This window comes from Streptomyces sp. NBC_00704 (assembly GCF_036226605.1).
Classification (GTDB): Bacteria; Actinomycetota; Actinomycetes; order Streptomycetales; family Streptomycetaceae; genus Streptomyces.
Genome location: NZ_CP109000.1, coordinates 4,774,079 through 4,798,267 on the forward strand (window position 1 = coordinate 4,774,079; position 24,189 = coordinate 4,798,267).

At 71.4% G+C, this 24,189-nt stretch carries 21 protein-coding genes; 14 read left to right on the top strand and 7 right to left on the bottom strand.

Going from position 1 to position 24,189, the window contains the following annotated elements:
* Window positions 1-39 precede the first annotated feature (39 nt).
* On the bottom strand, window positions 40-894 hold the full coding sequence (locus OG802_RS20890; RefSeq protein WP_329412618.1) for an SDR family oxidoreductase: 855 nt from the start codon (window positions 892-894) through the stop codon (window positions 40-42).
* 95 nt (window positions 895-989) lie between these two features.
* On the opposite strand from OG802_RS20890, the gene OG802_RS20895 reads away from it, so the two are divergent.
* Window positions 990-1,406: a winged helix-turn-helix transcriptional regulator gene (locus OG802_RS20895; RefSeq protein WP_329412619.1), complete on the top strand. Its 417-nt coding sequence runs from the start codon at window positions 990-992 to the stop codon at window positions 1,404-1,406.
* Window positions 1,407-1,467: 61 nt separating this feature from the next.
* Here the strand turns inward: OG802_RS20895 and OG802_RS20900 are convergent, their stop codons facing one another.
* From OG802_RS20900 to OG802_RS20920, 5 genes are all read right to left on the bottom strand, one after another.
* A complete protein-coding gene (locus OG802_RS20900; RefSeq protein ID WP_329412620.1) occupies window positions 1,468-2,547 on the bottom strand; it encodes a 2-oxoacid:ferredoxin oxidoreductase subunit beta in 1,080 nt (359 codons plus the stop codon).
* Window positions 2,540-4,483, bottom strand: a complete 1,944-nt coding sequence (locus OG802_RS20905) for a 2-oxoacid:acceptor oxidoreductase subunit alpha (RefSeq protein ID WP_329412622.1) — start codon at window positions 4,481-4,483, stop codon at window positions 2,540-2,542. Before OG802_RS20905 ends, OG802_RS20900 begins: the two co-directional genes overlap by 8 nt.
* Window positions 4,484-4,719: 236 nt before the next feature.
* A complete protein-coding gene (locus tag OG802_RS20910; RefSeq protein ID WP_329417249.1) occupies window positions 4,720-5,379 on the bottom strand; it encodes a response regulator transcription factor in 660 nt (219 codons plus the stop codon).
* Window positions 5,380-5,976: 597 nt separating this feature from the next.
* The gene (locus OG802_RS20915; protein ID WP_329412623.1) at window positions 5,977-7,431 is read right to left on the bottom strand and encodes a sensor histidine kinase; all 1,455 of its coding nucleotides are present in this window, start codon (window positions 7,429-7,431) and stop codon (window positions 5,977-5,979) included.
* Window positions 7,432-7,551: 120 nt separating this feature from the next.
* Entirely contained in the window at window positions 7,552-8,784 is a 1,233-nt protein-coding gene (locus tag OG802_RS20920; protein WP_329412624.1) for a sensor histidine kinase, read from the bottom strand.
* Between the two features lie 508 nt (window positions 8,785-9,292).
* Between OG802_RS20920 and OG802_RS20925 the strand changes: the two genes are divergently transcribed.
* The 13 genes from OG802_RS20925 to OG802_RS20985 all read left to right on the top strand — a co-directional run bounded on the left by OG802_RS20925 (window position 9,293) and on the right by OG802_RS20985 (window position 22,465).
* Window positions 9,293-9,700 carry an NADH-quinone oxidoreductase subunit A gene (locus OG802_RS20925; RefSeq protein WP_256921074.1) on the top strand — a complete coding sequence of 136 codons (408 nt, stop codon included), beginning with the start codon at window positions 9,293-9,295 and terminating at the stop codon, window positions 9,698-9,700.
* Complete coding sequence (locus tag OG802_RS20930; RefSeq protein ID WP_329412627.1) at window positions 9,691-10,551, top strand: NADH-quinone oxidoreductase subunit B; 861 nt, start codon at window positions 9,691-9,693, stop codon at window positions 10,549-10,551. The genes OG802_RS20925 and OG802_RS20930 overlap by 10 nt, the downstream gene beginning before the upstream one ends.
* The gene (locus OG802_RS20935) at window positions 10,548-12,218 is read left to right on the top strand and encodes an NADH-quinone oxidoreductase subunit C (protein ID WP_329412629.1); all 1,671 of its coding nucleotides are present in this window, start codon (window positions 10,548-10,550) and stop codon (window positions 12,216-12,218) included. Before OG802_RS20930 ends, OG802_RS20935 begins: the two co-directional genes overlap by 4 nt.
* Window positions 12,215-13,183, top strand: coding sequence for a complex I subunit 1/NuoH family protein (locus OG802_RS20940; protein WP_329412631.1), 969 nt, complete (start codon window positions 12,215-12,217; stop codon window positions 13,181-13,183). Before OG802_RS20935 ends, OG802_RS20940 begins: the two co-directional genes overlap by 4 nt.
* Before the next feature lie 2 nt (window positions 13,184-13,185).
* Entirely contained in the window at window positions 13,186-13,863 is a 678-nt protein-coding gene (locus OG802_RS20945) for a NuoI/complex I 23 kDa subunit family protein (RefSeq protein WP_329412634.1), read from the top strand.
* Complete coding sequence (locus tag OG802_RS20950; RefSeq protein WP_329412636.1) at window positions 13,860-14,573, top strand: NADH-quinone oxidoreductase subunit J family protein; 714 nt, start codon at window positions 13,860-13,862, stop codon at window positions 14,571-14,573. Before OG802_RS20945 ends, OG802_RS20950 begins: the two co-directional genes overlap by 4 nt.
* The gene (gene nuoK / locus OG802_RS20955; RefSeq protein WP_329412638.1) at window positions 14,573-14,983 is read left to right on the top strand and encodes an NADH-quinone oxidoreductase subunit NuoK; all 411 of its coding nucleotides are present in this window, start codon (window positions 14,573-14,575) and stop codon (window positions 14,981-14,983) included. The genes OG802_RS20950 and nuoK overlap by 1 nt, the downstream gene beginning before the upstream one ends.
* Window positions 14,980-16,974 (top strand): NADH-quinone oxidoreductase subunit 5 family protein, encoded by a 1,995-nt coding sequence (locus tag OG802_RS20960; protein WP_329412640.1) that lies wholly within the window; start codon window positions 14,980-14,982, stop codon window positions 16,972-16,974. Before nuoK ends, OG802_RS20960 begins: the two co-directional genes overlap by 4 nt.
* Window positions 16,975-16,980: 6 nt before the next feature.
* Complete coding sequence (locus OG802_RS20965; protein WP_329412642.1) at window positions 16,981-18,555, top strand: NADH-quinone oxidoreductase subunit M; 1,575 nt, start codon at window positions 16,981-16,983, stop codon at window positions 18,553-18,555.
* A complete protein-coding gene (locus OG802_RS20970) occupies window positions 18,552-20,087 on the top strand; it encodes an NADH-quinone oxidoreductase subunit N (RefSeq protein ID WP_329412644.1) in 1,536 nt (511 codons plus the stop codon). The genes OG802_RS20965 and OG802_RS20970 overlap by 4 nt, the downstream gene beginning before the upstream one ends.
* A gap of 203 nt (window positions 20,088-20,290) precedes the next feature.
* Complete coding sequence (gene htpX, locus OG802_RS20975; protein WP_329412646.1) at window positions 20,291-21,154, top strand: zinc metalloprotease HtpX; 864 nt, start codon at window positions 20,291-20,293, stop codon at window positions 21,152-21,154.
* Window positions 21,151-21,543, top strand: a complete 393-nt coding sequence (locus OG802_RS20980) for a YccF domain-containing protein (protein ID WP_329412647.1) — start codon at window positions 21,151-21,153, stop codon at window positions 21,541-21,543. Before htpX ends, OG802_RS20980 begins: the two co-directional genes overlap by 4 nt.
* A 349-nt stretch (window positions 21,544-21,892) precedes the next feature.
* The gene (locus OG802_RS20985) at window positions 21,893-22,465 is read left to right on the top strand and encodes an SMI1/KNR4 family protein (RefSeq protein ID WP_329412649.1); all 573 of its coding nucleotides are present in this window, start codon (window positions 21,893-21,895) and stop codon (window positions 22,463-22,465) included.
* A gap of 440 nt (window positions 22,466-22,905) precedes the next feature.
* On the opposite strand, the gene OG802_RS20990 is transcribed toward OG802_RS20985, so the two are convergent.
* Window positions 22,906-24,153, bottom strand: a complete 1,248-nt coding sequence (locus tag OG802_RS20990) for an APC family permease (protein WP_329412651.1) — start codon at window positions 24,151-24,153, stop codon at window positions 22,906-22,908.
* Window positions 24,154-24,189 lie beyond the last annotated feature (36 nt).

The window sequence follows — 24,189 nt, forward strand, 5'->3', positions numbered from 1 at the left end:
GACGGCAGTGGTGGGCGCGAGCGGCCCGGCCGGGGGTGTTCAGCCCTTGAGCGCCGCCGTGATCGCCTCCGCCAGCGGCGTGGTGGGGCGGCCGGTCAGCCGGGAGAGGTCGCCGCCGGAGACGACCAGCTCGCCCTTCTCGATGGACTCGTCCACGCCGGCCAGGATCGCCGCGAGCGGCCCGGGCAGCCCCGCGCCGGTCAGGATGCCGGTGAGCACCTCGGTGGGCACGGCGTTGTAGACGATCTCCCTGCCGGTCTGCCGGCTCAGCTCGGCCGCGTACTCGGCGAAGCTCCACGCCTCGTCGCCGCCCAGCTCGTACGTCTTGTTCTCGTGGCCCTCGCCGGTCAGCACGGCGACGGCCGCCGCCGCGTAGTCGGCGCGCGCGGCGGAGGAGACGCGGCCCTGGCCGGCGGCCGCGACGACGGCGTCGTGCTCCAGCACCGGGGCGAGGTTCTCGGTGTAGTTCTCGTGGTACCAGCCGTTGCGCAGCAGCGTGTACGGCACGCCGGAGGCGAGCAGCGCCTGCTCGGTGGCCCGGTGGTCGTCCGCGAGCGCCGCGCTCAGCGCGCCCGGCGCGCTGGTGTAGGCGAGGAGCGCGACCCCGGCCGCCTTCGCGGCGTCGATCACGACCTGGTGCTGGGCCGGGCGGCCCTTGTCGAACTCGTTGCCCGAGATGAGCAGGACCTTGTCGCCCGCGGCGAGGACGCCGTCGAAGGTCTCGGGGGCGTTGTAGTCGGCGACGGCGAGCTTGACGCCGCGGGCCGCGAGGTCGGCGGCCCTGGCCTCGTCCCGTACGACGGCCGTGACGCGGTCCGCGGGGACCTTGTCCAGCAGCTGCTCGATGACGTGGCGGCCGAGGTGTCCGGTGGCTCCGGTGACGACGATGCTCATGGCGGGGAACTCCTACGGTGGTCGGCTGGTCTGTCTCCGACCCTAGGAGAGACGCTAACCAAAAGAAAGTACCCACTTTGAAGTAAGGTACTGGCATGACGGTAAGCAAGCAGGTCGGCAGCGTGGCACCCACCGAGGCGGAGGGGATGTGCCCCTACCGGCTCGTCCTGGAACACCTCACCAGCCGCTGGGGCGTCCTGGTGCTGATCGAACTGCTCGACCGCTCGCACCGGTTCAGCGAACTGCGCCGGGCCGTGGGCCAGGTGGGCCGGCCCGTCAGCGAGAAGATGCTCACCCAGACCCTCCAGAACCTCGAACGCGACGGCCTGGTGCACCGCGACGCCAAGCCCGTCATCCCGCCCCGCGTCGACTACTCCCTCACCGAGCTGGGCCGCGAGGCCGCCGAACAGGTGCGCGCGCTGGCCGGATGGACGCACACCCGGATGGCGGAGATCGAGAAGGCCCGTCAGGTATACGACGAGGCCCGGGAACACCGCTCCCGGGCCTCGTGAACCGCCGCGCGCCTCAGCCGACGACCTTCCAGGTGCCTCAGCCGACGACCGTCCAGATGCCTCAGCCGACGACCGTCCAGGTGTCGCCGCCCGCGAGCAGCGCGCCCAGGTCGCCCTTCCCGTGCTGCTCGATGGCGGAGTCCAGCTGGTCCGCCAGCTGCGTGTCGTAGACCGGCCGCTCGACCGAGCGCAGCACACCGATCGGCGTGTGGTGCAGGGTGTCCGGATCGGCGAGGCGCGAGAGCGCGAACGCCGTGGTCGGCGACGCGGCGTGCGCGTCGTGCACCAGGACGTCCGCCTCGTTCTGCGGGGTCACCGTGACGATCCGCAGATCACCGCTCTGCCGGTCGCGCACGACCCCCCGCGCCCCGTCCGCGCCGAACCGGATCGGCCGGCCGTGCTCCAGGCGGATGACGGCGTCCTCCGCCGACTGCCGGTCCTTCAGCACCTCGAACGCGCCGTCGTTGAAGATGTTGCAGTTCTGGTAGATCTCCACCAGCGCCGTCCCCGGATGGGCGGCCGCCTGCCGCAGCACCTCCGTGAGGTGCTTGCGGTCCGAGTCCACCGTGCGCGCCACGAACGACGCCTCGGCCCCCAGCGCCAGCGACACCGGGTTGAACGGCGCGTCCAGGGACCCCATCGGCGTCGACTTGGTGATCTTGCCGACCTCGGACGTGGGCGAGTACTGGCCCTTGGTGAGCCCGTAGATGCGGTTGTTGAACAGCAGGATCTTCAGGTTGACGTTGCGCCGCAGGGCGTGGATCAGATGGTTGCCGCCGATGGACAGCGCGTCGCCGTCGCCCGTCACCACCCACACGCTCAGATCGCGGCGGCTCGCCGCCAGCCCCGTCGCGATCGCCGGAGCGCGCCCGTGGATGGAGTGCATCCCGTAGGTGTTCATGTAGTAGGGGAAGCGCGACGAACAGCCGATGCCGGAGACGAAGACGATGTTCTCCCTGGCCAGCCCCAGTTCCGGCATGAAGCCCTGGACCGCCGCCAGGATCGCGTAGTCACCGCAGCCGGGGCACCAGCGCACCTCCTGATCGGACTTGAAGTCCTTCATGGACTGCCTGGCCTCGGCCTTGGGGACGAGCGAGAGCGCCTCGACCGTGCCCGTGCCTTCCGCTGCGGTCTCAGCCATCGATGGCCTCCTTGAGCGCCGTGGCGAGCTGCTCCGCCTTGAACGGCATACCGTTGACCTGGTTGTAGGAGTGCGCGTCGACCAGGTACTTCGCCCGGATCAGGGTGGCGAGCTGGCCGAGGTTCATCTCCGGCACGACGACCTTGTCGTACCGCTTCAGCACCGCGCCGAGATTGCGCGGGAACGGGTTCAGGTGCCGCAGATGGGCCTGCGCGATGGCGTCCCCGGCCGTCCGCAGCCGCCGCACCGCCGCCGTGATCGGCCCGTAGGTGGAACCCCAGCCCAGCACCAGGGTGCTCGCTCCGTGCGGATCGTCCACCTCCAGGTCCGCGACCTCGATGCCGTCGATCTTGGCCTGCCGGGTGCGCACCATGAAATCGTGGTTGGCGGGCGAGTACGAGATGTTCCCCGTCCCGTCCTCCTTCTCGATCCCGCCGATACGGTGCTCCAGACCGGGCGTGCCCGGGACCGCCCACGGCCGCGCCAGCGTCTGCGGATCACGCTTGTACGGCCAGAACACCTCGCTGCCGTCGTCGAGCGTGTGGTTGGGGCCCTGTGCGAACTGCACCCGCAGGTCCGGCAGCTCCTCCAGCTCCGGGATCCGCCAGGGCTCGGAGCCGTTGGCCAGATAACCGTCGGACAGCAGCATCACCGGCGTCCGGTAGGCCAGCGCGATCCGGGCCGCCTCCAGCGCCGCGTCGAAACAGTCCGCCGGCGTGCACGGCGCGACGATCGGCACCGGCGCCTCCCCGTTGCGGCCGTACATCGCCTGGAGCAGATCCGCCTGCTCGGTCTTGGTGGGCAGGCCCGTCGAGGGCCCGCCGCGCTGGATGTCGATCACCAGCAGCGGCAGTTCGAGGGAGACCGCGAGCCCGATGGTCTCCGACTTCAGCGCCACCCCCGGACCGGAGGTGGTCGTCACGGCCAGCGAACCGCCGAACGCCGCCCCCAGCGCCGCACCGATGCCGGCGATCTCGTCCTCCGCCTGGAAGGTGCGCACGCCGAAGTTCTTGTGCCGGCTCAGCTCGTGCAGGATGTCCGAGGCCGGGGTGATCGGGTACGAGCCCAGGAACAGCGGCAGATCCGCCTGGCGCGAGGCCGCGACCAGCCCGTACGACAGGGCGAGGTTCCCCGAGATGTTGCGGTACGTGCCCACCGGGAAGGCCTTCGCCGCCGGCGCCACCTCGTAGCTGACGGCGAAGTCCTCCGTCGTCTCGCCGAAGTTCCACCCGGCGCGGAACGCGGCGATGTTCGCGGCCGCGATCGCGGGCTTCCTGGCGAACTTCGATCTCAGGAACTTCTCGGTGCCCTCGGTCGGCCGGTGGTACATCCACGACAGAAGGCCGAGCGCGAACATGTTCTTGCTGCGCTCGGCCTCCTTGCGGGTGAGGTCGAATTCCTTGAGAGCCTCGACGGTCAGGGTGGTCAGCGGGACCGGATGGAGCTGGTAACCGTCGAGGGACCCGTCCTCCAGCGGCGAGGCCGCGTACCCCACCTTCTGCATCGCCCGTTTGGTGAACTCGTCCGTGTTGACGATGATCTCCGCGCCGCGCGGCACGTCGGCGATGTTCGCCTTCAGCGCCGCCGGGTTCATGGCGACGAGCACGTTGGGCGCGTCACCCGGGGTGAGGATGTCGTGGTCGGCGAAGTGCAGCTGGAACGAGGAGACGCCGGGCAGGGTGCCCGCGGGCGCACGGATCTCGGCGGGGAAGTTGGGCAGGGTCGACAGGTCGTTGCCGAACGACGCCGTCTCCGAGGTGAAACGGTCGCCGGTGAGCTGCATACCGTCGCCCGAGTCGCCCGCGAACCTGATGATCACCCGGTCGAGACGACGGACGTCCTTCGTCCCGCCCGGTTTGCGCTGCTCTCCCACGACGGTCGCGTCCGCTCCGTCGGTTCCGTCGGCCTGTTCCGCTGGGCTGACCTGACTGGTCACTGAACTGGACCTCCCTCGAGACGGCTGTCCCGGAGGACCTTCCCGAAGGCCCTCCACGGATCAACCCTACGTCGGTAAGGGTCGCCTTCCCTGAGCGTCTCGAATGACGGTTCCCTGTCCCGAGACGGCCCGGCGCCCCCGCTGGTCATGATTTCCCGCCTCACGGCGCCACCGCGTCAGACGCTCCGGATCCCGGCCCAGGTTCTCCGCCCGACGCAGGGCAGGCTGCCACCTCGCTACGTGTTGAGGTAGGTGAGAACGGCGAGTACCCGGCGGTGATCCCCGTCACTCGGGGACAGGCCGAGCTTCAGGAAGATGTTGCTCACGTGCTTCTCCACCGCCCCGTCGCTGACGACCATCTGCCGGGCGATCGCCGAGTTCGTCCGCCCCTCCGCCATCAGCCCCAGGACCTCCCGCTCCCGCGGCGTGAGCCCCGCCAGCACGTCCTGCTTCCGGCTGCGCCCCAGAAGCTGCGCGACGACCTCCGGGTCGAGGGCCGTCCCGCCCTGGGCGACCCGCACCACGGCGTCCACGAACTCCCGCACCTCGGCCACCCGGTCCTTCAGCAGATACCCGACCCCACGGCTGGAACCGGCCAGCAGTTCGGTGGCGTACCTCTCCTCCACGTACTGCGACAGCACCAGCACCCCGAGCCCGGGATGCGCCTTGCGCAGCTGCACGGCCGCCCGGACCCCTTCGTCCGTGTGGGTCGGCGGCATCCGCACGTCCGCGACGACGACGTCGGGCAGCGCCCCCTCGTCGCCGAGCTCGGTGATGGTCTTGACCAGCGCCTCGCCGTCCCCGACCCCCGCGACCACGTCGTGCCCCCGGTCCGTCAGCAACCGGGTGAGCCCCTCCCGCAACAGCACCGAATCCTCGGCGATGACCACCCGCACCCTGTCCTCCACGATCCTCGGCCCCCCAGCCGTCCACCCCGTTTGGTCGAACCAGTCAAGCATTCCAGCTTCCGGCTCGTCTGCACCCGGGATCCGGCAGGCGGACGGCCACCACGACCGGCCCCACGCAAGAAAACAGCCGGAAACAGCCCCGCCCCGGCCGCCACCGACCCTCACCTTCGGCCACCGCCACCGACCCCCACCTTCGGCCACCACCTTCAGCCACGCCTTCGGCCACCACGTTCGGCCACGTCCGGCCACGGAGAACACGGGAGAGGGGCCGAGGCGGAACGAAGGCGGAACGAAGGCGGCCGGGGACGGGGCCGAGGGGCAGGACGGGCGGGACGTCGAGGCGGGGCCGAGGAGAGCACGAGGCGAGACCGAGGAAACACCGAGGAGAGACCGAGGAGAGACCGACCGGATGACGAGGGAGTGGTGGTGCGGGTGCGGGTGCGGGTGCGGGTGCGGGTGCGGACGCGGAGGCGAGGCGCGTGTTCGATGCGCGGCCGCGGCAGAGTGGGGCGCCGGTGCGCGGCCCCGGGGGCAGGAGCGGGGGTGGGGCGGGCGCAGGTGCGTGGCCGCGGGGACGGACCTGGTTCAGCTCAGGCCCGTCCGCCAGGGGAGTTCCGCGGTGACGCGGGTGGGGCCGCCGACGGGGGAGTCCACGACCAGGATGCCGTCGACCGCGTCCAGGCGTCCGGCGAGACCGGACAGCCCCGACCCGCCGGAGGCGTCCGCGCCGCCCACCCCGTCGTCCATCACCTGGAGCAGCAGCCGGTCGTCCGTCCGCCACACGTCCACCGAGGCCGACCGGGCCCCGCTGTGCTTGCTGACGTTCTGCAGCAGCTCCGAGACGGTGAAGTAGGCGATGCCCTCGATCGCCGGCGCCGGCCGCTCCACCAGATCCACGTCAACCTTCACCGGCACCGAGCAGCGCGAGGCCACCGAGGACAGGGCCGCGTCCAGTCCCCGGTCGGTCAGCACGGCCGGGTGGATCCCGCGCGCCAGGTCCCGCAGCTCCTGCAACGCCGTCTTCACCTCGCCGTGCGCCTCGCCCACCATGCGCGCCGCCGCCTGCGGGTCCTCCCGCAGCTTCTCCTTCGCCAGCCCCAGGTCCATCGCCAGGCTGACCAGCCGGGCCTGCGCCCCGTCGTGCAGATCCCGCTCGATGCGCCGCAGGTCGGCCGACGCCGTGTCCACCACGACGCCGCGGTCGGACTCCAGCTCCACGACCCGCGCCCCCAGCGACGACGGCCCGAGCAGTCCGCGCACCAGCAGCCCGTCCACCGTCGTCAGCGCCCGCACGATCCACGGCGCGGCCAGCGTGATCAGCAGCCCCACCAGCGCCGTCACGGTGATCTCGAACGGGTTGTCGAGATAGATCCGGTGCCCCTCGTCGCCGTACAGCTGAAGGCCGCCCTGGCCGCCGTACATCGGGAAGACCCAGAACCACAGCGGATACGTCAGCATCGTCCAGCCGAGGGAGCACACCGTCACCGTGACGGCGAACGAGAACACCGCCCACGGGAACTGCAGCACCGCGTACAGCATGTTCCGCCACGACGTTCCGCTCTTGAGGACGGCGCCCATCCAGCTCATCGCACCGCTCCGGGGCGCCCTGAGCGGCTCGGGCTCGCCCACCTCCAGGCCGAGCAGCCCGCGCGCCCGGGCCCGCTCCACGCGTCCGAGCCCGCGGGCCGCGGCCAGGCCCGCCGCCAGCACCGGGACGCCGAGGAACGTCACCAGCAGCCCCGCCCCCAGCGACAGCATCGTGACCGCGAACGTGAACAGCGCGATGCCGATCGGCAGCCCCAGCAGCACATAGAGGAGCTCACGCCAGTGGCGCGCCGTGAACGGCTCGCGCAGCCCGGCCGGCAGCAGACGCCCGCGCCCGCCGTCGCGGCGCGCGAACCCGCCCCCGAATCGCCCGTCCCGCCCGTCGCGCCCGTAGCGGTCGTCCTCCCGGTCCGCCCGGTAGCGGTCCCGCTCCCCGTACGGGTCGTCCTGCCGGTACCGGTCGTACTGGTCGTACTGCCCGTACTGCGTGGCCATCGGCGTCTTCCGTTCTCGTCGTCTGCTCGTCGCGCACCTGTCGATCCGTAGCTCCCAGCCTCCTCGGCCGAGGGCGCGCGGACCATGGAGTCCGTCGGCGTCTCGGGAGGGGGGTTTTCCCTACCTCCCGCGGCCGCCCTCGCCCCGGTCCCGCCAGGGCAGCTCCGCCGTCACCGTCGTCGGTCCCCCCACCGGCGAGTCCACGACGAACAACCCGTCCACGGCGTCCAGCCGCTCCGCGAGCCCCCGCATCCCCGACCCGCCGTCCAGCGACGCCCCGCCCCGGCCGTCGTCCCACACCTGGACGAGCAGCCGGTCGTCGGTCCGCCACACGTCCACCGAGGCCGACCGGGCCCCGCTGTGCTTGCTGACGTTCTGCAGCAGCTCCGAGACGGTGAAGTACGCGATGCCCTCGATCGCCTGCGCCGGCCTCGACGGCAGGTCGGCGGTCACCTTCACCGGCACCGTGCACCGCGAGGCCACCGAGGACAGGGCCGCGTCCAGCCCCCGGTCGGTCAGCACGGCCGGGTGGATCCCGCGCGCCAGGTCCCGCAACTCCTGCAACGCCAGCTTGACCTCGCCGTGCGCCTCCTCCACCATCGCCGCGACGACGTCGTCGGCCTGCCCCTCCAGCAACTTCTCCTTGGCCAGCCCCAGCCCCATCGCCAGGTTGACCAGCCGGGCCTGCGCCCCGTCGTGCAGATCCCGCTCGATGCGCCGCAGATCGGCGGCCGCCGTGTCGACGACGACCCCCCGGTCCGACTCCAGTTCCGCGATCCGCCGCTCCAGCTCGTCGGAAGGGGACAGCAGCCCGCGCACCATCGCCCGGTCCACGTTCGTCAGCCCCCGCGCCAGGTACGGCAGCACCGGCCACAGCAGGAACAGCGACGGGACGACCACCGTGAACGTCAGCACCCCCCACGGCAGCCGTATCAGGTCGTACAGCACCGTGCGCCAGCCCACCGGATCCTTCAGCGCCAGCCACATCTGCTGAAGGGGACCGCCCGCCCTGCGCCACGGCAGCGGACTCGGCTCCTCGACGCGCAGCCCCAGCAGCCGACGGGCCCGCTGCCGCTCGAACCGGCCCAACAGCCGCGACCCGGTCAGCCCCAGCATCAGCAACGGGAAACCGACCACGGTGACGGTCATCGCCGCCCCCGTCAGGATCACCGTCATCACATAGGTGAAACCGATCAACGCCATGGGCAGATTCATCAGAAGGTGCGCGATCTCCTTCCAGGTCTGCGAGTCGTAGGCGAAGCGGACCGGGGGGAGACGATCGTCGTCGTCCCCCGTGCCGCCCGGACCGGACGTTGCCGGGCGGACGACGGAATGGCTGGCGGAAGCGGTCATAGGGCTCAGCCTGCCGTTCCGCCCGGCGCGGCGCCATGAGGTCTGCTGCCTTCCCCGGCCGGGGGAAAACCCCCGCCCCGCCCCCCGCCGCACCATCCGGCCCTGCCTCCTCCCCTCACACCCGACACCAGGCGCAGTCCCACACCCGGCCCCTCATCCGGTCCCGCGTCCGGCCCCGCCCGCCGCATCACGTCCGGTCCGGCGTCCGGCCCTGCGCGTGGCCCCACTTCGGTCCCGTGCCCGGCCCCGCCTCCCGCCCCACACCCGGCCGATGCGTGGTCCTACATCCGGTCCCATATCCGGTCCGGGGTCCCGTCCCACGCGCGGTCCTGTGTCGGTCTCACCGTCGGTCCCGCGTCCCGACCGGTGACGGGCTGCTTACTGTCCCTTTATCAGGGCCTAGACTCCCGTGCGTACAGATCGTCGAACGGGCCGGCCGTCGCGGAGACCACCGTGAAGACCGCCCCGACGGCCACTGTGGCCGAGGTCAGGGAGCGAGGGGACGGACGTGCGGGAACCGACCGTCGATGTCGCGGCGGAGGTCGCGGCGGACTACTTCCAGTCCTACTCCGTCGTCGGGCTGCTCGCCGTCGTCGGCGTGCTGTTCGTGGCCGTCGCCTTCGGTGCGGGACGCCTGCTGCGCCCGGTGGTCCCCACGCCGGAGAAACTCCTGACCTACGAGTGCGGCGTCGACCCCGTCGGCGAGGGCTGGGCCCACACCCAGGTCCGCTACTACGTCTACGCCTTCCTGTACGTGATCTTCGCGGTCGACTCGATCTTCCTCTTCCCCTGGGCGACCGTCTTCGCGGCCCCCGGCTACGGAGCGGCCACCCTCGTGGAGATGTTCGTCTTCCTCGGCTTCCTGGCCGTGGGCCTGCTGTACGCCTACAAGAAGGGCGTCCTGACATGGACGTGACGCCGGAAGCCAACCCGTCGCCCGCCGGCCGGCCGGAGCAGCCGCCCTCGACGCCCGTGCTCCTGCCCGAGCCGAAGCGACTCGGCGCCCTGGCCCGCCTCGCCCCCGAACCGATGAAGGTGATCCTCAACTGGGGCCGCCGCTACTCGCTGTGGGTCTTCAACTTCGGCCTGGCCTGCTGCGCGATCGAGTTCATCGCCGCGTCGATGGCCCGCCACGACTTCATCCGCCTCGGCGTCATCCCCTTCGCTCCGGGCCCGCGCCAGGCGGACCTGATGGTCGTCTCCGGCACCGTCACCGACAAGATGGCCCCGGCGGTGAAGCGCCTCTACGAGCAGATGCCCGAACCGAAGTACGTCATCTCCTTCGGCGCGTGCAGCAACTGCGGCGGCCCCTACTGGGACTCCTACTCCGTCACGAAGGGCGTCGACCAGATCATCCCGGTGGACGTCTACGTGCCCGGCTGCCCGCCGCGCCCCGAGGCGCTGCTCCAGGGCATCCTCAAGCTCCAGGAGAAGATCGCACGCGAGTCGCTCGACGAGCGCTACGGCGCCTCGGCGCCGCGCCCCACCCCGGCGGCCCTGCAGAGCGGCCTGCTGAGCCCCCCGCCCCCGCCGACCGGCACAGCCACACCAGCCGCGTCGGCCGCGACTGCCACGACTGCCGCCGAGCCCGCACCGACCCGGACGACGTCAGCCGCGCCCGCACCCGCCCAGCCGCCGTCCTCCGCTGATGCGACAACCTCGGCTGAGGCCACGACCTCCGCTGAGGCCGCGACCTCCGAGTCCGCGACGTCCGCCGAGCCGACGCCCCCCGACTCCGCTCCGGGAACCTCCGAGGAGGACCGATGAGCACGGTCGGATGGTTGCCCGCCCCTGTCGAGGAGCTCTTCGGTCCCCAGGCCACCGCCGAGCAGTCGTACGACGTCCTCACCGTCGACGTCCCCGCCGCGTCCTGGACCGACGCCCTGCGCGTGGCCCGCGACCGCCTGTCCTGCACCTACTTCGACTGGCTGAGCGCGGTCGACGAACCCGGCACCGGATTCCGCGTCTCCGCCCACGTCGTAGCCCTGGCCCCGGTCCGACGCCTCCTCGTGCGCACGACGATCCCGCACGAGACGCCGGCCCTCGCGACCGCCGTCGACGTCTACGCCGGCGCCGCCTGGCACGAACGCGAGACGCACGAAATGTTCGGCGTCACCTTCGAGGGCCACCCGGCCCTCGACCACCTCCTCCTTCCGGACACCTTCGAAGGCCACCCACTGCGCAAGGACTTCGTCCTGGCGGCCCGCGTCGCCAAGGCCTGGCCCGGCGCGAAGGAACCCGGCGAGTCCGAGCACGGCGGCCCCAAGCGACGCCAGATGCTCCCTCCGGGCGTACCCGACCCCAACGAATGGGGACCCCTGAAGGGCCAGCTCCCACCGGCTCCGAGCCGCCCGACCCGCACCGCGGCGGCAGGCCGCACGGCCGGTGAGCGCCCGGCCCGCCCTGCGGCCGACCGCCCGGCTCGCCGCGCCCGCACGTCGGCCGAAGGCTCCGCGAGCCAGCCCGCGACGGCCCAGGAGGCGCCCTCGACGCCGACTGCGCCGCAGACCCCCGCGCCCGTGCCCACGGCCACGCCCTCCGGCACCCCCCGCCGCACCCGGAGCGCCGGCGCGGGCTCCGCCTCCCAGCGAGCCACGGAAGCCACGAGAGCCACCGAGACCACGGCAACGCCTGATGCCACCGGTGCCACGGAGACGGGAGCAGAAGCGAAGGGATCCGGAGCGGCAGCTCCCGGAGCCACGGGCGCCCCAGGAGCCGGCGAGGTCGCCGGAACCCCTGAAGCGACAGGAACACCAGCCACGGCTGAAACGGCAGGAACGTCCGGAGCGTCGGGAACGTCGGGAACGACAGGAGCGGCTGAAGCCACGGCCGCCGATGGAGTGGTCGCAAGCGAGTCGACCTCGAAGCCTCCTGCGGGGCCGCGCCGTGCCCGTTCCGCCTCCCAGGGTTCGGCCTCACAGCGAACCAGGCCGCAGGCCTCGTCTCCCGCCGCCCCTGCGCGCTCCGCGACGACCCCCCGCAGCTCCGACGCCCCGTGGCACCACGCCCGCCCAGCTTTCGACGACCCGGAGCCCGAGCGGGAGCAGAAGCCGACACCGAATCGGGAGCAGCAGGAACTGGCACAGGAGCAGGCACAGGCACCGGAGTCGGACCAGGCACAGGCACCGGAGTCGGACCAGGCACCGGAGCCCGAGTCGGACCAGGTCCCGGAGCCGGTTCAGGCACCGGAGCCCGAGTCGGACCAGGCACCAGAGCCCGAGTCGGACCAGGCACCGAAGCTGCCCCCTGCGCAGCAGCCGGGGTCGGTCCGCGAGTCGAGCGACATTCACCCGGCACCGGCGGCTCCCGCCGAGAAGCCCCCCGCCGAGAATCCCTCGGCCGCCGACAGCCGGACGACTCACGCCGGCAGTCAGCCGAATCGCGCCGACGCTGAACCTTCCACCCCCGAGGACCCCGCAGGAGGTCAGCAGTGAACGACGCTCTCGACGTCACCCTGCGACTCCTCGTCGTGTTCGTCGTCTTCCTCACCCTCCCTCTGATCGTCGGTCAGACCGAGCACAAGGTCATGGCCCATATGCAGGGCCGTCTGGGCCCGATGTACGCGGGCGGTTTCCACGGCTGGGCCCAGCTCGTCGCGGACGGCGTGAAGTTCGCGCAGAAGGAGGACATCGTCCCCGCGGGCGCGGACCGCCGTATCTTCCAGCTCGCACCAGCCGTCGCCCTCCTGCCGTATCTCCTCGTGCTGCTCGCCATCCCCATCGGCCCCGGCAAGGGGGCCGTCGGGCAGGTCCTCGACGCGGGCATCTTCTTCGTGCTCGCCGTGATGGGCGTCGGTGTGCTCGGCTCTCTCATGGCCGGCTGGGCCAGCGCCAACAAGTTCTCCCTTCTGGGCGGGCTGCGTACCGCCGCTCAACTCCTGGCCTACGAGCTGCCGATGCTGCTCACCGCCGCCTCGGTGGCGATGGCGGCCGGCACGGTCTCGCTGCCCGGCATCGTCGACGCCTTCGAGTGGTGGTGGCTGCCCTGGCAGATCGTCGGCGGAATCGTCTTCTTCGTCGCCGGCCTCGCCGAGCTCCAGCGGCCCCCCTTCGACATGCCCGTCGCGGACTCGGAGATCATCTTCGGTGCGTACACCGAGTACACGGGCCTGCGATTCGCGCTGTTCCTGCTCGCCGAGTACGCCGGGATCGTCGTCCTGTGTGGTCTGACCACCGTCCTTTTCCTGGGCGGCTGGCACGGCCCCTGGGGTGCCGACGGTTTCGGCTGGGTGTGGACCCTGCTGAAGGCCGCCGTCCTCGCCTTCGTCGTGATCTGGTTGCGCGTCACCTACCCGCGGCTGCGCGAGGACCAGCTCCAGAAGCTCTCCTGGACCCTCCTCGTCCCCCTTTCCCTCGCCCAGATCGCCCTCACCGGCGTCGTCAAGGTGGTGATCCGGTAACCATGGCCCCCTTTCCCGGCAGTGGCCTCGCCAAGGGCCTGGCCGTCACCCTCCGCACGATGACCCGCAAGACCGTCACCGAGCAGTACCCGGACGCCCAGCCCGAGCTCGCGCCCCGCACGCGCGGGGTGATCGGTCTGTTCGAGGAGAACTGCACGGTCTGCATGCTCTGCGCCCGTGAGTGCCCCGACTGGTGCATCTACATCGACTCCCACAAGGAGACGGTCCCGCCCGCGGCCCCCGGCGGCCGCGAGCGCAGCCGTAACGTGCTCGACCGCTTCGCCATCGACTTCTCGCTCTGCATGTACTGCGGTATCTGCATCGAGGTCTGTCCTTTCGACGCGTTGTTCTGGTCTCCGGAGTTCGAGTACGCGGAGACGGACATTCATGAACTCACCCACGAGCGGGACAAGCTCCGCGAGTGGATGTGGACCGTGCCGGCCCCACCCGCTCTCGACCCCGCCGCCGAGGAGCCGAAGGAGATCGCCGCCGCTCGCAAGTCGGCCGAGAAGCTGGCCGCGGCCGCCCGCGCCGAGTCCGCCGAACCCCCAGCCGCTGGGCCCACGCTCGCCGAACCCACGTCCGCCGAACCCCCGGCTTCCGGGCCAGGCAGTGCCGGCGGTCCCGGCACTTCCGCATCCGGTCCTTCCGGAAGCGGAAGCGAAGGAGGGGACGCGTGAGCCTCGCCGAGGCCCCGCAGGGCTTCCTCTCCCCGACCGGCGTCGAGATCGCCTTCCTGCTCGTCGGCCTGGTCACCTTCGGTGCCGCCCTCGTCACCGTGACCACCAGGCAGCTGGTGCACGCGGCCCTGTGGCTCGTGGTCGCCCTCGGCGGCCTCGCCGTCGAGTACCTCCTTCTCACCGCCGAGTTCATCGCCTGGGTGCAGGTCCTCATCTATGTCGGTTCCGTCGTCGTGCTCCTCCTGTTCGGTCTGATGCTCACCAAGGCCCCCATCGGCCGCTCTCCGGACGCGGACTCCGGGAACCGGTGGGCGGCTCTCACGGTCGGCGCGGCAGCGGCCGCCGCCCTGGTCTGGGTGGTCGTCGACGCCTTCCGCTCCACCTGGATCGACCTGGACGGCCCCGCTGCCGGCTCGACCGAGGTCACCGGTGCGAGCCTCTTCCAGAACTGGGTCCTCCCCTTCGAGGCCCTCTCCGTGCTTCTTCTCGCGGCCCTGGTCGGGGCGATCGTCCTGTCCCACAAGGCGAAGACGGATTCGAGCTCTCCCCCCATGAACGCGCGGCCTGCCACCAGGAGTTCCCGCACGGTCACAGAAAGTCACGGAATTTCGAAGAGCGCCTCATCCGACCGGGACAGCCACCTCGACCAGGACGGCCGACGCGGTCGCGACGACCGTGACGGCCCTGCCGATCAGGAAGGCGCCCGCTGATGCACCTCGTCTATCCCGCCGTGCTGTCGGCGCTCCTCTTCTGCACCGGCCTGTACGGCGTCCTCGCCCGCCGCAACGCGATCCTGATCCTGATGTCGGTCGAGCTGATGCTCAACGCCGTGAACCTCAACCTCGTCGCCTTCGACGTCTGGCTCAGCAGGACCGCCCACGAGACCCTTCACTCCGGCCAGGCCCTGACCCTGTTCACCATCGCCATCGCCGCCGCCGAGATCGGCATCGGCCTGGCGATCGTCCTCGCCGTCCACCGCAATCGCGGCACTGCCGACATCGACCGGCTCCGCGACACCGCCGAGGGCCACGAGAGCCACGAGGACTCCGCGGCGGACGGCCCCGACACCGACGTCCCCGCGACCGGAGCGGCCGCCGAGAAGGCTGAGGCCACCGCGTGACCACGACCACCCTCGCCGTCCTCGTCCCCCTCCTGCCTTTCCTGGGCGCGGCCGCCGGCCTGCTCCTGGGCCGCACCGCCCCCGGCTTCGTACGGCCGCTGGCCGTCCTGCCCACCGTCGCCGCCCTCGTGCTCGCCGTCGTCGTCGCCCTGCGCCAGGGCGGAGACGGCGCGGTCGACGCGGCCACCGAACTGACCCCCACCGGCTCGGTCCCGATCGAACTCGCCCTGCACATCGACGGCTTCGCCGCCCTCGTGGCAGTGGTCGTCGGTCTCGTGGCCGCCTGTGTGCAGATCTACTCCACCGGCTACCTGCGCGAGGACCCGCGCTACCCCTCGTACGCCGCGCTCGTCTCCCTCTTCACCTCCGCGATGTTCCTGGTCGTCTACTCCGGCGATCTGATCGTGCTGCTGGTCGGCTGGGAGGTCATGGGCATCTGCTCCTACTTCCTCGTCGGCCACTACTGGGAGACCCCGGAGGCCCGCGCCGCCTCCATCAAGGCCTTCCTGGTCACCAAACTCGGTGACGTCCCCTTCCTGATCGGTCTGTTCGCCCTCGCCACCGACGCCGGCTCCTTCGAGATCACGAAGATTCTCGGCACGGTCGCCCATGGCGGACTCGACCACCCGACCGCCGTCGCCCTGCTGCTGCTCGCGGGTGTGGCCGGCAAGTCCGCCCAGTTCCCGCTGCACACCTGGCTTCCGGACGCGATGGCGGGCCCCACGCCCGTCTCCGCGCTGATCCACGCCGCGACGATGGTCGCCGCCGGCGTCTACTTCATCGCACGTCTCCTGCCGGTGTTCGAGGCCTCCGCGGCCGCGATGACGGTCCTCGCCGTGATGGCCGCCGTCACGATGGTCGGCTCGGGCCTGGCCGCCCTGGCCCAGGACGACATCAAACGCGTCCTCGCCTACTCGACGATGGGACAGCTCGGCTACATGACCGGCGCGCTCGCCGTCGGCGACCGCGGCGCCGCCGTCTTCCACCTCCTGTCGCACGGCGCCTTCAAGGCGCTGCTGTTCCTCGCGGCAGGCGTGATCATCCACGCCGCCGGCACCAACTCGCTGGCCGCCATGTCCCGCATGCACAACCTGCGCGACCGTGTCCCCGACGCCTACTGGACGATGACCGTGGCGCTCCTCGCGCTCGCCGCGATCCCGCCGTTCAGCGGCTTCTTCTCGAAGGAGTCGGTCCTCGGCGCTGCCGAGCACGTCACCTCCGGCCACCCCGGACCCGCCCCCGTCGCCGCGGGCTGGACCGTCCTCGTCGCCGGTGCGCTGACCGCCCTCCTCACCGCCGCCTACGCGGCCCGGCTGTGGCTGCTGGCGTTCCGCGGCCGCGGCGAGGAAGCCCCCGACCACGGCCGTCAGCCCCTGACCATGAACGTGGTGCTGTGGATCCTGGCCGTCCCCTCCCTCGCCCTCGGCGGGCTCGCCTACCGCACGCTCCCCGACTGGTTCGACGGCGACGATCTCGCGCCGACCCTCACCACCTCCGTCCTCGGCACCGGAGCGGCCCTGATCGGCGGGCTCGTCACCTACGCCGCCTGGCGCCGTCTCACCGCGCTCACCGCACGCGTCCCCCTGGGCGCGGTCGCCGCCCATCCCGAAGGGGACGCCGCCCACGTCGAGGCCGAGGCCATCGCGACGCACGAGCCCGCCTACGGAGACGTGGCCTCCGCGCCCGACCCGGCGGACCCCGGACGCCTGCTGCTCGGCCCACTGCACCGCCACGCGGCTGCCGGCTTCCACGTCGACGCCGTCTACCATGCGTCCTTCGTGCGCCCCGTCCTGGCGGCCGCCGGCCTCGTGCGGTTCCTCGACCGCGAGGTCGTGGACACCTACGTTCGCGGCGCGGGCGCACTGCCGCGCTGGCTGGGGGCCGCCGTACGGCGCGCCCAGACCGGCAACGTCCAGACCTACGTGAGCGCGCTGCTCGCCGGCACCGTGGTCCTCGCGGTCGCCGCCCTTCTCGTCGCCTCGGGAGCGTGAGCAGGCGTGATCGATATCAACGAGTCCGTGATGCAGGTCCTTCTGGCGTTCATCGTCGTCGGCCCGCTCCTCGGGGCCGTCGCCGCCCTGCTGCCCGCCCCGCCCGGGCTGAAGGGGAAGTCTCCCGAACAGGCCGTACTACGGCACGGCGTGACGGTAACCGGCGTCGTCCTCGTCGCGGCGATCGTCCTCACCCTGGGCTTCGACCACGACCATCCGTCGAAGATGCAGGCCACCACGGACATCAGCTGGATCCCCGCACTGAACGTGCGCATCCACCTAGGCATCGACGGCATCTCCCTCCCCCTGCTGGTCCTGACCGCGCTCCTGACCTTCCTCTGCGCGCTCTACTCCTACTTCAAGCAACCCCAGGGGCCGTCCCCCAAGGCCTTCGTCGCGCTCGTCCTCGTGCTCGAGTCCGGCACCCTCGCGACCTTCGCCGTCCTCGACCTGCTGCTGTTCTTCCTCGCCTTCGAGACGGTGCTCATCCCGATGTACTTCCTCATCGCCCGCTGGGGCGGCGAGGGCCGGACCCGGGCGGCCTGGAAGTTCATCCTCTTCACGCTGCTCGGATCCGTGGTCATGCTGCTCGGCCTGCTCCTGACCGGAATCAAGGCGGGCACATTCGACATGGTGGCACTCGCCACTGACAACGGCCGGTCGCTGAGCACATCCGTGCAGGTCATCGCCGTACTGGCGATCGGGATCGGGCTCGCGGTCAAGACCCCGATGTGGCCCCTGCACAGCTGGCTGCCCGACGCCCACACCGCCGCCCCGACCGTCGGCTCCGTCCTGCTGGCCGGTGTGCTGCTCAAGATGGGAACGTACGGGTTCGTCCGGATCCTGCTCCCGGTCGCCCCGGACGGCTTCCGGACCTTCGCGCCCTACCTGGCCGCCCTCGCCGTCGTCGGGATCATCTACGGATCCCTGGCCTGCCTCGCCCTCGCCAAACCGGGCGCGAAGGGCGACCTCAAGCGCCTGATCGCCTACTCCTCCGTCGGCCACATGGGCTTCGTCCTGCTCGGAATCGCCACCATGACCCCCACCGGCGTGAACGGCGCGCTGTTCGCCAACATCGCCCACGGTCTCATCACCGGCCTCCTCTTCTTCCTGGTCGGAGCGCTGAAGGACCGAACCGGCAGCACCGACCTGGACACCCTCGCCGAACAGACCGGCGCCGCGCTGTACGGCAGGACACCCCGCCTCGGCGGCCTCCTCGCCTTCGCCGCCGTCGCCTCACTCGGCCTGCCCGGGCTCGCCGGCTTCTGGGGCGAGATGCTGGCCCTGTTCGGAGCCTTCGACCCGGCGGCCGGCCTCAGCCGTCCCGCCTACCTCGCCTTCACGGCGATCGCCGCGTTCGGCACCCTGCTGACGGCCGCCTACCTGCTCGCCGTGGTCCGCCGCGTCTGCATGGGCGCCGTCGCACAGGACGCCCCCCGCCTCGCCGACGTGCAGACCTACGAGTTCGCGGCCTGGACCCCGCTCGTCGCCCTCACCGTCGTCGCCGGCCTGTGGCCCAAGGTCCTCCTCGGCCTCACCGACCCGGCCGTGCAGCAGCTCCTCGCAGGAGGCACCCGATGAGCTCCCTGGTCCCCACCACGGTCCAGCCCCTCGCCGAGTCGGCGGTCCAGTCCGTCGACTGGCAGGCCATCGCGCCACCCACCCTCACCGCGGTCGTGGCCCTCGTCGTCCTCGTGGCCGACCTGTTCGTCGGCGACGCCCGCAAACCGCTCCTCGGATGGCTCTCGGTCGCGGGCCTCGCGGCCTCCGCTGCACTCCTCCTTCCCCTCCTGGACGGCGACCGCTCCACCTTCTGCCTGACCGGCGAGCCGAGCGCCTGTAGCTACACCGTCGACCGCTTCACCCTCGTCATCCAGTTCCTGGTGCTCGGAGGAGCGCTGCTGGCAGCCCTCCTGTCGGTCACCGCCCTGAAGGACGCGCGCGGGAGGCTCCCCGAGGGGGAGTTCTGGTTCCTGCTGCTGTCCTCGGCCGCAGGCGCCGCCCTGCTCCCCGCCTCCCGCGACCTCGCCACCCTCGTCGTCGCCCTGGAGGTCGCCTCCCTGCCCGCGTTCGCCCTCGTCGGCATCCGACAGGGCGACCGCAGGTCCTCCGAAGCGGCCCTGAAGTTCTTCCTGTCCTCCGTCACCGCGACCACCGTCAGCCTCCTCGGCATCAGCTTCGTGTACGCGACGACCGGCACCCTCTACCTCACCCAGGTCGCCGACCGGATCCAGCACGTCGACGGCCAACTGCACACGCTCGCCCAGACCGGCGTGGTCCTCACCCTCATCGGCTTCGCCTTCAAGACGGCCGCCGTCCCGTTCCACTTCTGGGTGCCCGACACCTATGTCGGCGCCCCCCTGCCCATCGCCGCCTACCTGTCGGTCGTCGGCAAAGCGGTCGGCTTCTCCGGCCTCATCCTCGTCACCGTCGTCGCGTTCCCCTCGTACGCCGACGTCTGGGGCCCCGCCCTGGCCGCGCTTGCCGCCCTCACCATGACCGTCGGCAACGTCGGCGCCCTCCGCCAGCAGACCACGCGCGCGTACAGCGCCGTACGCCTCCTCGCCTGGTCCTCCGTCGGCCAGGCCGGCTACCTCCTCGTCCCGATCGCCGCCGCCGCGTACTCCGCCGACGCCGAGCACGCCGTCGGCTCGACCGTCGCCTACGCCCTCATGTACGCCGCCGTGAACCTGGGCGCCTTCGCCGTGGCCGCCCTGGTGGGCCGGACCGCCGCCGCGAACCGCATCGAGGACTACCGGGGCCTGTACGCGAGGAACCCCCTCACGGCGCTGCTGCTGGCGTTCTTCCTGCTCTGCCTCGCCGGACTCCCGCCGGGCGTCATCGGCCTCTTCGCGAAGGTCACCGTCTTCTCGGCGGCCGTCGACGCGGGCCTCGGCTGGCTCGCGGTCGTCATGGCCGTCAACGTCGTGATCGCCCTGTACTACTACCTCCAATGGACGGCCCTGCTCTTCAGGACCCCCGAAGGCCGGAGCGAGGGGCACCGCCTCCCCGCCCCCCTGACCGCCGCGATCGCCCTCACCGGCGCCGTCGGCGTCGCCCTATCGGGAGCTCCCCAGCTCGTCCTGCGCTTCGCCGACACCGGCCTTTTCTGAGGTCTTACGCGCGCGTACGCCACCGTCCTCACCCGGACGGCCCACACCCCTGCCCACGGACGCAAGGGAACTCGTGCCTCCCGCCTGGCGTTGACCATTACGGGAAGGTGCACTGGATGTGACACCACAGCACCGGTGACACCGCAGACAAGCGAGATCCACAAGCAAAGGGTTCCCCTGCTGCACGACTTGGAGGGCGTACCGTGCACCGCCGGCACAACGGGCTCAGGACCGCAGTACTCATCGGGGGGCTGTCGGCACTCATCATCGTCATCGGCAGCTTCTTCGGCCGCATGGGGCTCGTCATCGCTGTCGTGATCGCGCTCGGCACCAACGCGTACGCGTACTGGAACAGCGACAAACTGGCGCTACGCGCGATGCGCGCCCGCCCGGTGAGCGAGTTCGAGGCCCCCGCCCTCTACCGAATGGTGCGCGACCTCTCCACCCAGGCCCGCCAGCCCATGCCACGCCTCTACATCTCCCCGACGGAGGCGCCCAACGCCTTCGCGACCGGCCGCAACCCGCGCAACGCCGCCGTGTGCTGCACGGAAGGCATCCTGCGTCTGCTCGACGAGCGTGAACTGCGCGGCGTCATCGGCCACGAGCTCAGTCACGTCTACAACCGCGACATCCTCATCTCCTCCGTCGCCGGCGCGCTGGCGTCGGTGATCATGTTCCTGGTCAACTTCGCCTGGCTGATCCCGGTCGGCCGCTCCGACGACGACGACGGCCCCGGCATCCTCGGCATGCTCCTGATCATGATCCTGGGCCCCCTCGCCGCGAGTCTCATCCAGCTCGCCATCAGCCGCTCACGGGAGTACGAGGCCGACGCCTCCGGCGCCCAGCTCACGGGCGATCCGCTGGCCCTCGCGAGCGCCCTGCGCAAGCTGGAGACGGGCACCAAACAGCTTCCGCTGCCTCCGGAGCCCCGTATCGAGACGGCGAGTCACATGATGATCGCGAACCCTTTCCGTCCTGGTCAGGGACTCTCCAAGATGTTCTCGACACATCCGCCGATGGCGGACCGCATCGCCCGGCTCGAGAAAATGGCAGGTCGCCCCCAGTGAAGACCATCCTGAACGTCATCTGGCTGATCCTGAGCGGATTCTGGCTGTTCCTCGGCTACGTGCTCGCGGGCGCGCTGCTCTGCATCACCATCATCGGGATTCCGTTCGGCGTCGCCGCGTTCCGTATCGGGATCTTCGCCCTCTGGCCCTTCGGCTACACGACTGTCGAGCGTCGCGACGCGGGTGCGCCGTCCTGTCTCGGAAACGTGCTCTGGCTGATCCTGGCCGGCTGGTGGCTGGCCATCGGTCACATCGTCACGGGCTTCCTTCTCTGCGTCACCATCATCGGCATCCCGTTCGGCATCGCGAACTTCAAGCTGATCCCGGTCTCGCTGTTCCCGCTCGGCCGCGAAATCGTCCCCACCGACCAGCCGTTCGCCTCGCGCTGACGACGACCGCCACGGCCGTGGCGCCGTGGCACTGGCGCCACGACGGCGGCAGCGACGACGGCGGTAGCGACGACGGCGGTAGCGACGACGGCGGTAGCGACGACGGCGGTAGCGACGACGGTGCGGACGGGAGCGGCGGCAGCCACGGAGATAGGGATAGGGACGGACACGGTCACGGCGGCAGCGGCACCGACCGGGAAAGGCCACGGCCTCGGCGCCGGGAGAACGGGACGCCACCGGCCAGGGGAGTGGGTGATGTCCCGCCGCGTCCGGGGGGCTGAGTTGTCCACAACCGGCCGGTCGTCCACAGGCCGGGGCGGTTGTCAGTGGCGGCTTGCATCATGAACACATGACCCGGAACGCGCAGTTGCTGGAAAGGGTGGCGGCCAAGGCGGCCACCGTCCGCCCATGGGGGCGGCCGTCCCTTCCCGAGCCCGTGGGCGAGGCCACCGTCGCCCAGGCCGAGGCCGCCCTCGGCTTCCCCTTGCCCGCACTGCTCGCCGATCTCTACCTGCACATAGGAGACGGCGGCTTCGGCCCTGAGTACGGCCTGCTGCCTCTGCTGGACAGCACCCCGTCCGGCGAACCCGCCGCCGTGAGCCAGTACCTCGCCAACCGCGAGAGCGGGCGACAGGATCCCGACTGGCCATGGCCCGAAGGCGTCCTGCCGATATCCCACTGGGGCTGCGCCATGTACGCCTGCGTGGACTGCCGCTCCCCGGAGGCGAGCGTCCTGCTCTTCGAGCCGAACCCCGGCGACCCCGACCAGGCGTGGTTCGTCGACGCTCCAAGCCTCACCGAGTGGTTGCAAGCATGGCTCGACGGCACGGGCTGGTACGACGTCATGGACGAGGACCTGAGCCTGACTCCGTGGACCCAGTTCCGCATACGCGCGGCGACAGGACCGACGCCGACCGCGTGAGCCGCGTCGACCACGCCGCGCCCGAGCATGAGCCGGAGCCGTCTTAGGCAGCCGGACGCGCCGGCCCTGCATCGTTCGGTCGTCGCCCGGCGTTACGCGGTGACCGCCAGGACCGTTCGACCGTCGCGCTCCGATGCACGATCCCGTCGCCTGACCGCCTGACCGCCTGACCGCCTGACCGCCTGACCGCCTGACCGCCTGACCGCCTGGCCGCCTGGCCGCCTGGCCGCCTGGCCGCCTGGCCGCCTGGCCGCCTGGCCGCCTGGCCGCCTGGCCGCCTGGCCGCCTGACCGCCTGGTTGCCCTCTCTCTCGCCTGCCTGCTCGGTCGCCTGTCCGCCCACCCGCCCGCCTGGGTTTCCGGTCATGCGGCCGTTGGCCAGGTGGCCGCCCGGTCGGTCGGCCTGACGGTCGCTGGTCAGCTGGTCAGCTGGTCAGCTGGTCAGACGTTCAGCCGTCGACGTACTCCGTACGCGACCACACCCACCGCGAGGACCCCCGCCCCCGCTGCCACCGACACCACAGGCAGTGCGAAGGCGAGGACCAGACAGCCCAGAAGTCCGAGTGTGGGCAGAGCCCGCTTCACAGGGGCCGAATCGAGCGTCCAGGCCGATGCGTTGGCCACGGCGTAGTAGACCAGTACACCGAAGGAGGAGAACCCGATCGCGCCTCGCACGTCCACCGTGGCGGCCAGCACCGCGACCGTCACGCCCACGGCCAGCTCGGCCCGGTGCGGCACCTGGAAGCGCGGATGAACGACGGCCAGGACATGGGGCAGATGGCCGTCCCGGGCCATGGCCAGAGTGGTGCGCGAGACGCCCAGGATGAGGGCGAGCAGAGAGCCCAGCGCGGCCACGACGGCACCGACGCGCACCACGGGTACCAGGCCGGGCGCCCCCGCCGCCCGGACCGCATCGGCCAGTGGCGCGCTCGCCTGCCCGAGTGCGGTGGCGCCCGAGACGGAGAGGACGGCCACCGCCACACACGCGTACACGAGCAGGGCGATGCCCAGGGCCAAGGGAATCGCACGCGGAATGGTGCGTTCCGGGTCCCGCACCTCCTCGCCGAGCGTCGCGATGCGCGCGTAGCCGGCGAACGCGAAGAAGAGCAGAGCGGCGGCCTGAAGCGCCCCGCCGGAACCCCCGGAGAGGCCGACCTCCAGCCGCTCGGCCTCGGACGCGCCCGATCCCAGGCACACCACCACAACGGAAGCGAGGACCACCAGGACCACCGCCACGATCACCCTCGTCAACCAGGCCGACTTCTGGATGCCGCGGTAGTTCACGGCCGTCAACGCCACCACGGCCGCCACGGCGACCGCGTGCTCCTGCCTCGGCCAGACGTACGCCCCGACCGTCAGCGCCATCGCCGCACAGGAGGCCGTCTTCCCGACCACGAACGACCAGCCGGCCAGGTAACCCCAGAAGCCCCCGAGCCGCTCGCGTCCGTACACGTACGTGCCGCCGGAGGCCGGATACAGGGCGGCCAGACGCGCGGACGACATGGCGTTGCAGTAGGCGACCAGCGCGGCGAGCGCGAGTCCGATCAGCAGCCCGGAGCCCGCCGCGTGCGCCGCGGGAGCGAGGGCGGCGAACACCCCGGCGCCGATCATCGAGCCCAGGCCCAGGACGACGGCGTCGCCGACGCCCAGCGTCCGCCGCAGCTCGGGGGCCGGTCCTGGCTGTGTCATGCGCCGCACCCTACTGATCCACGGAATCGCTGGACG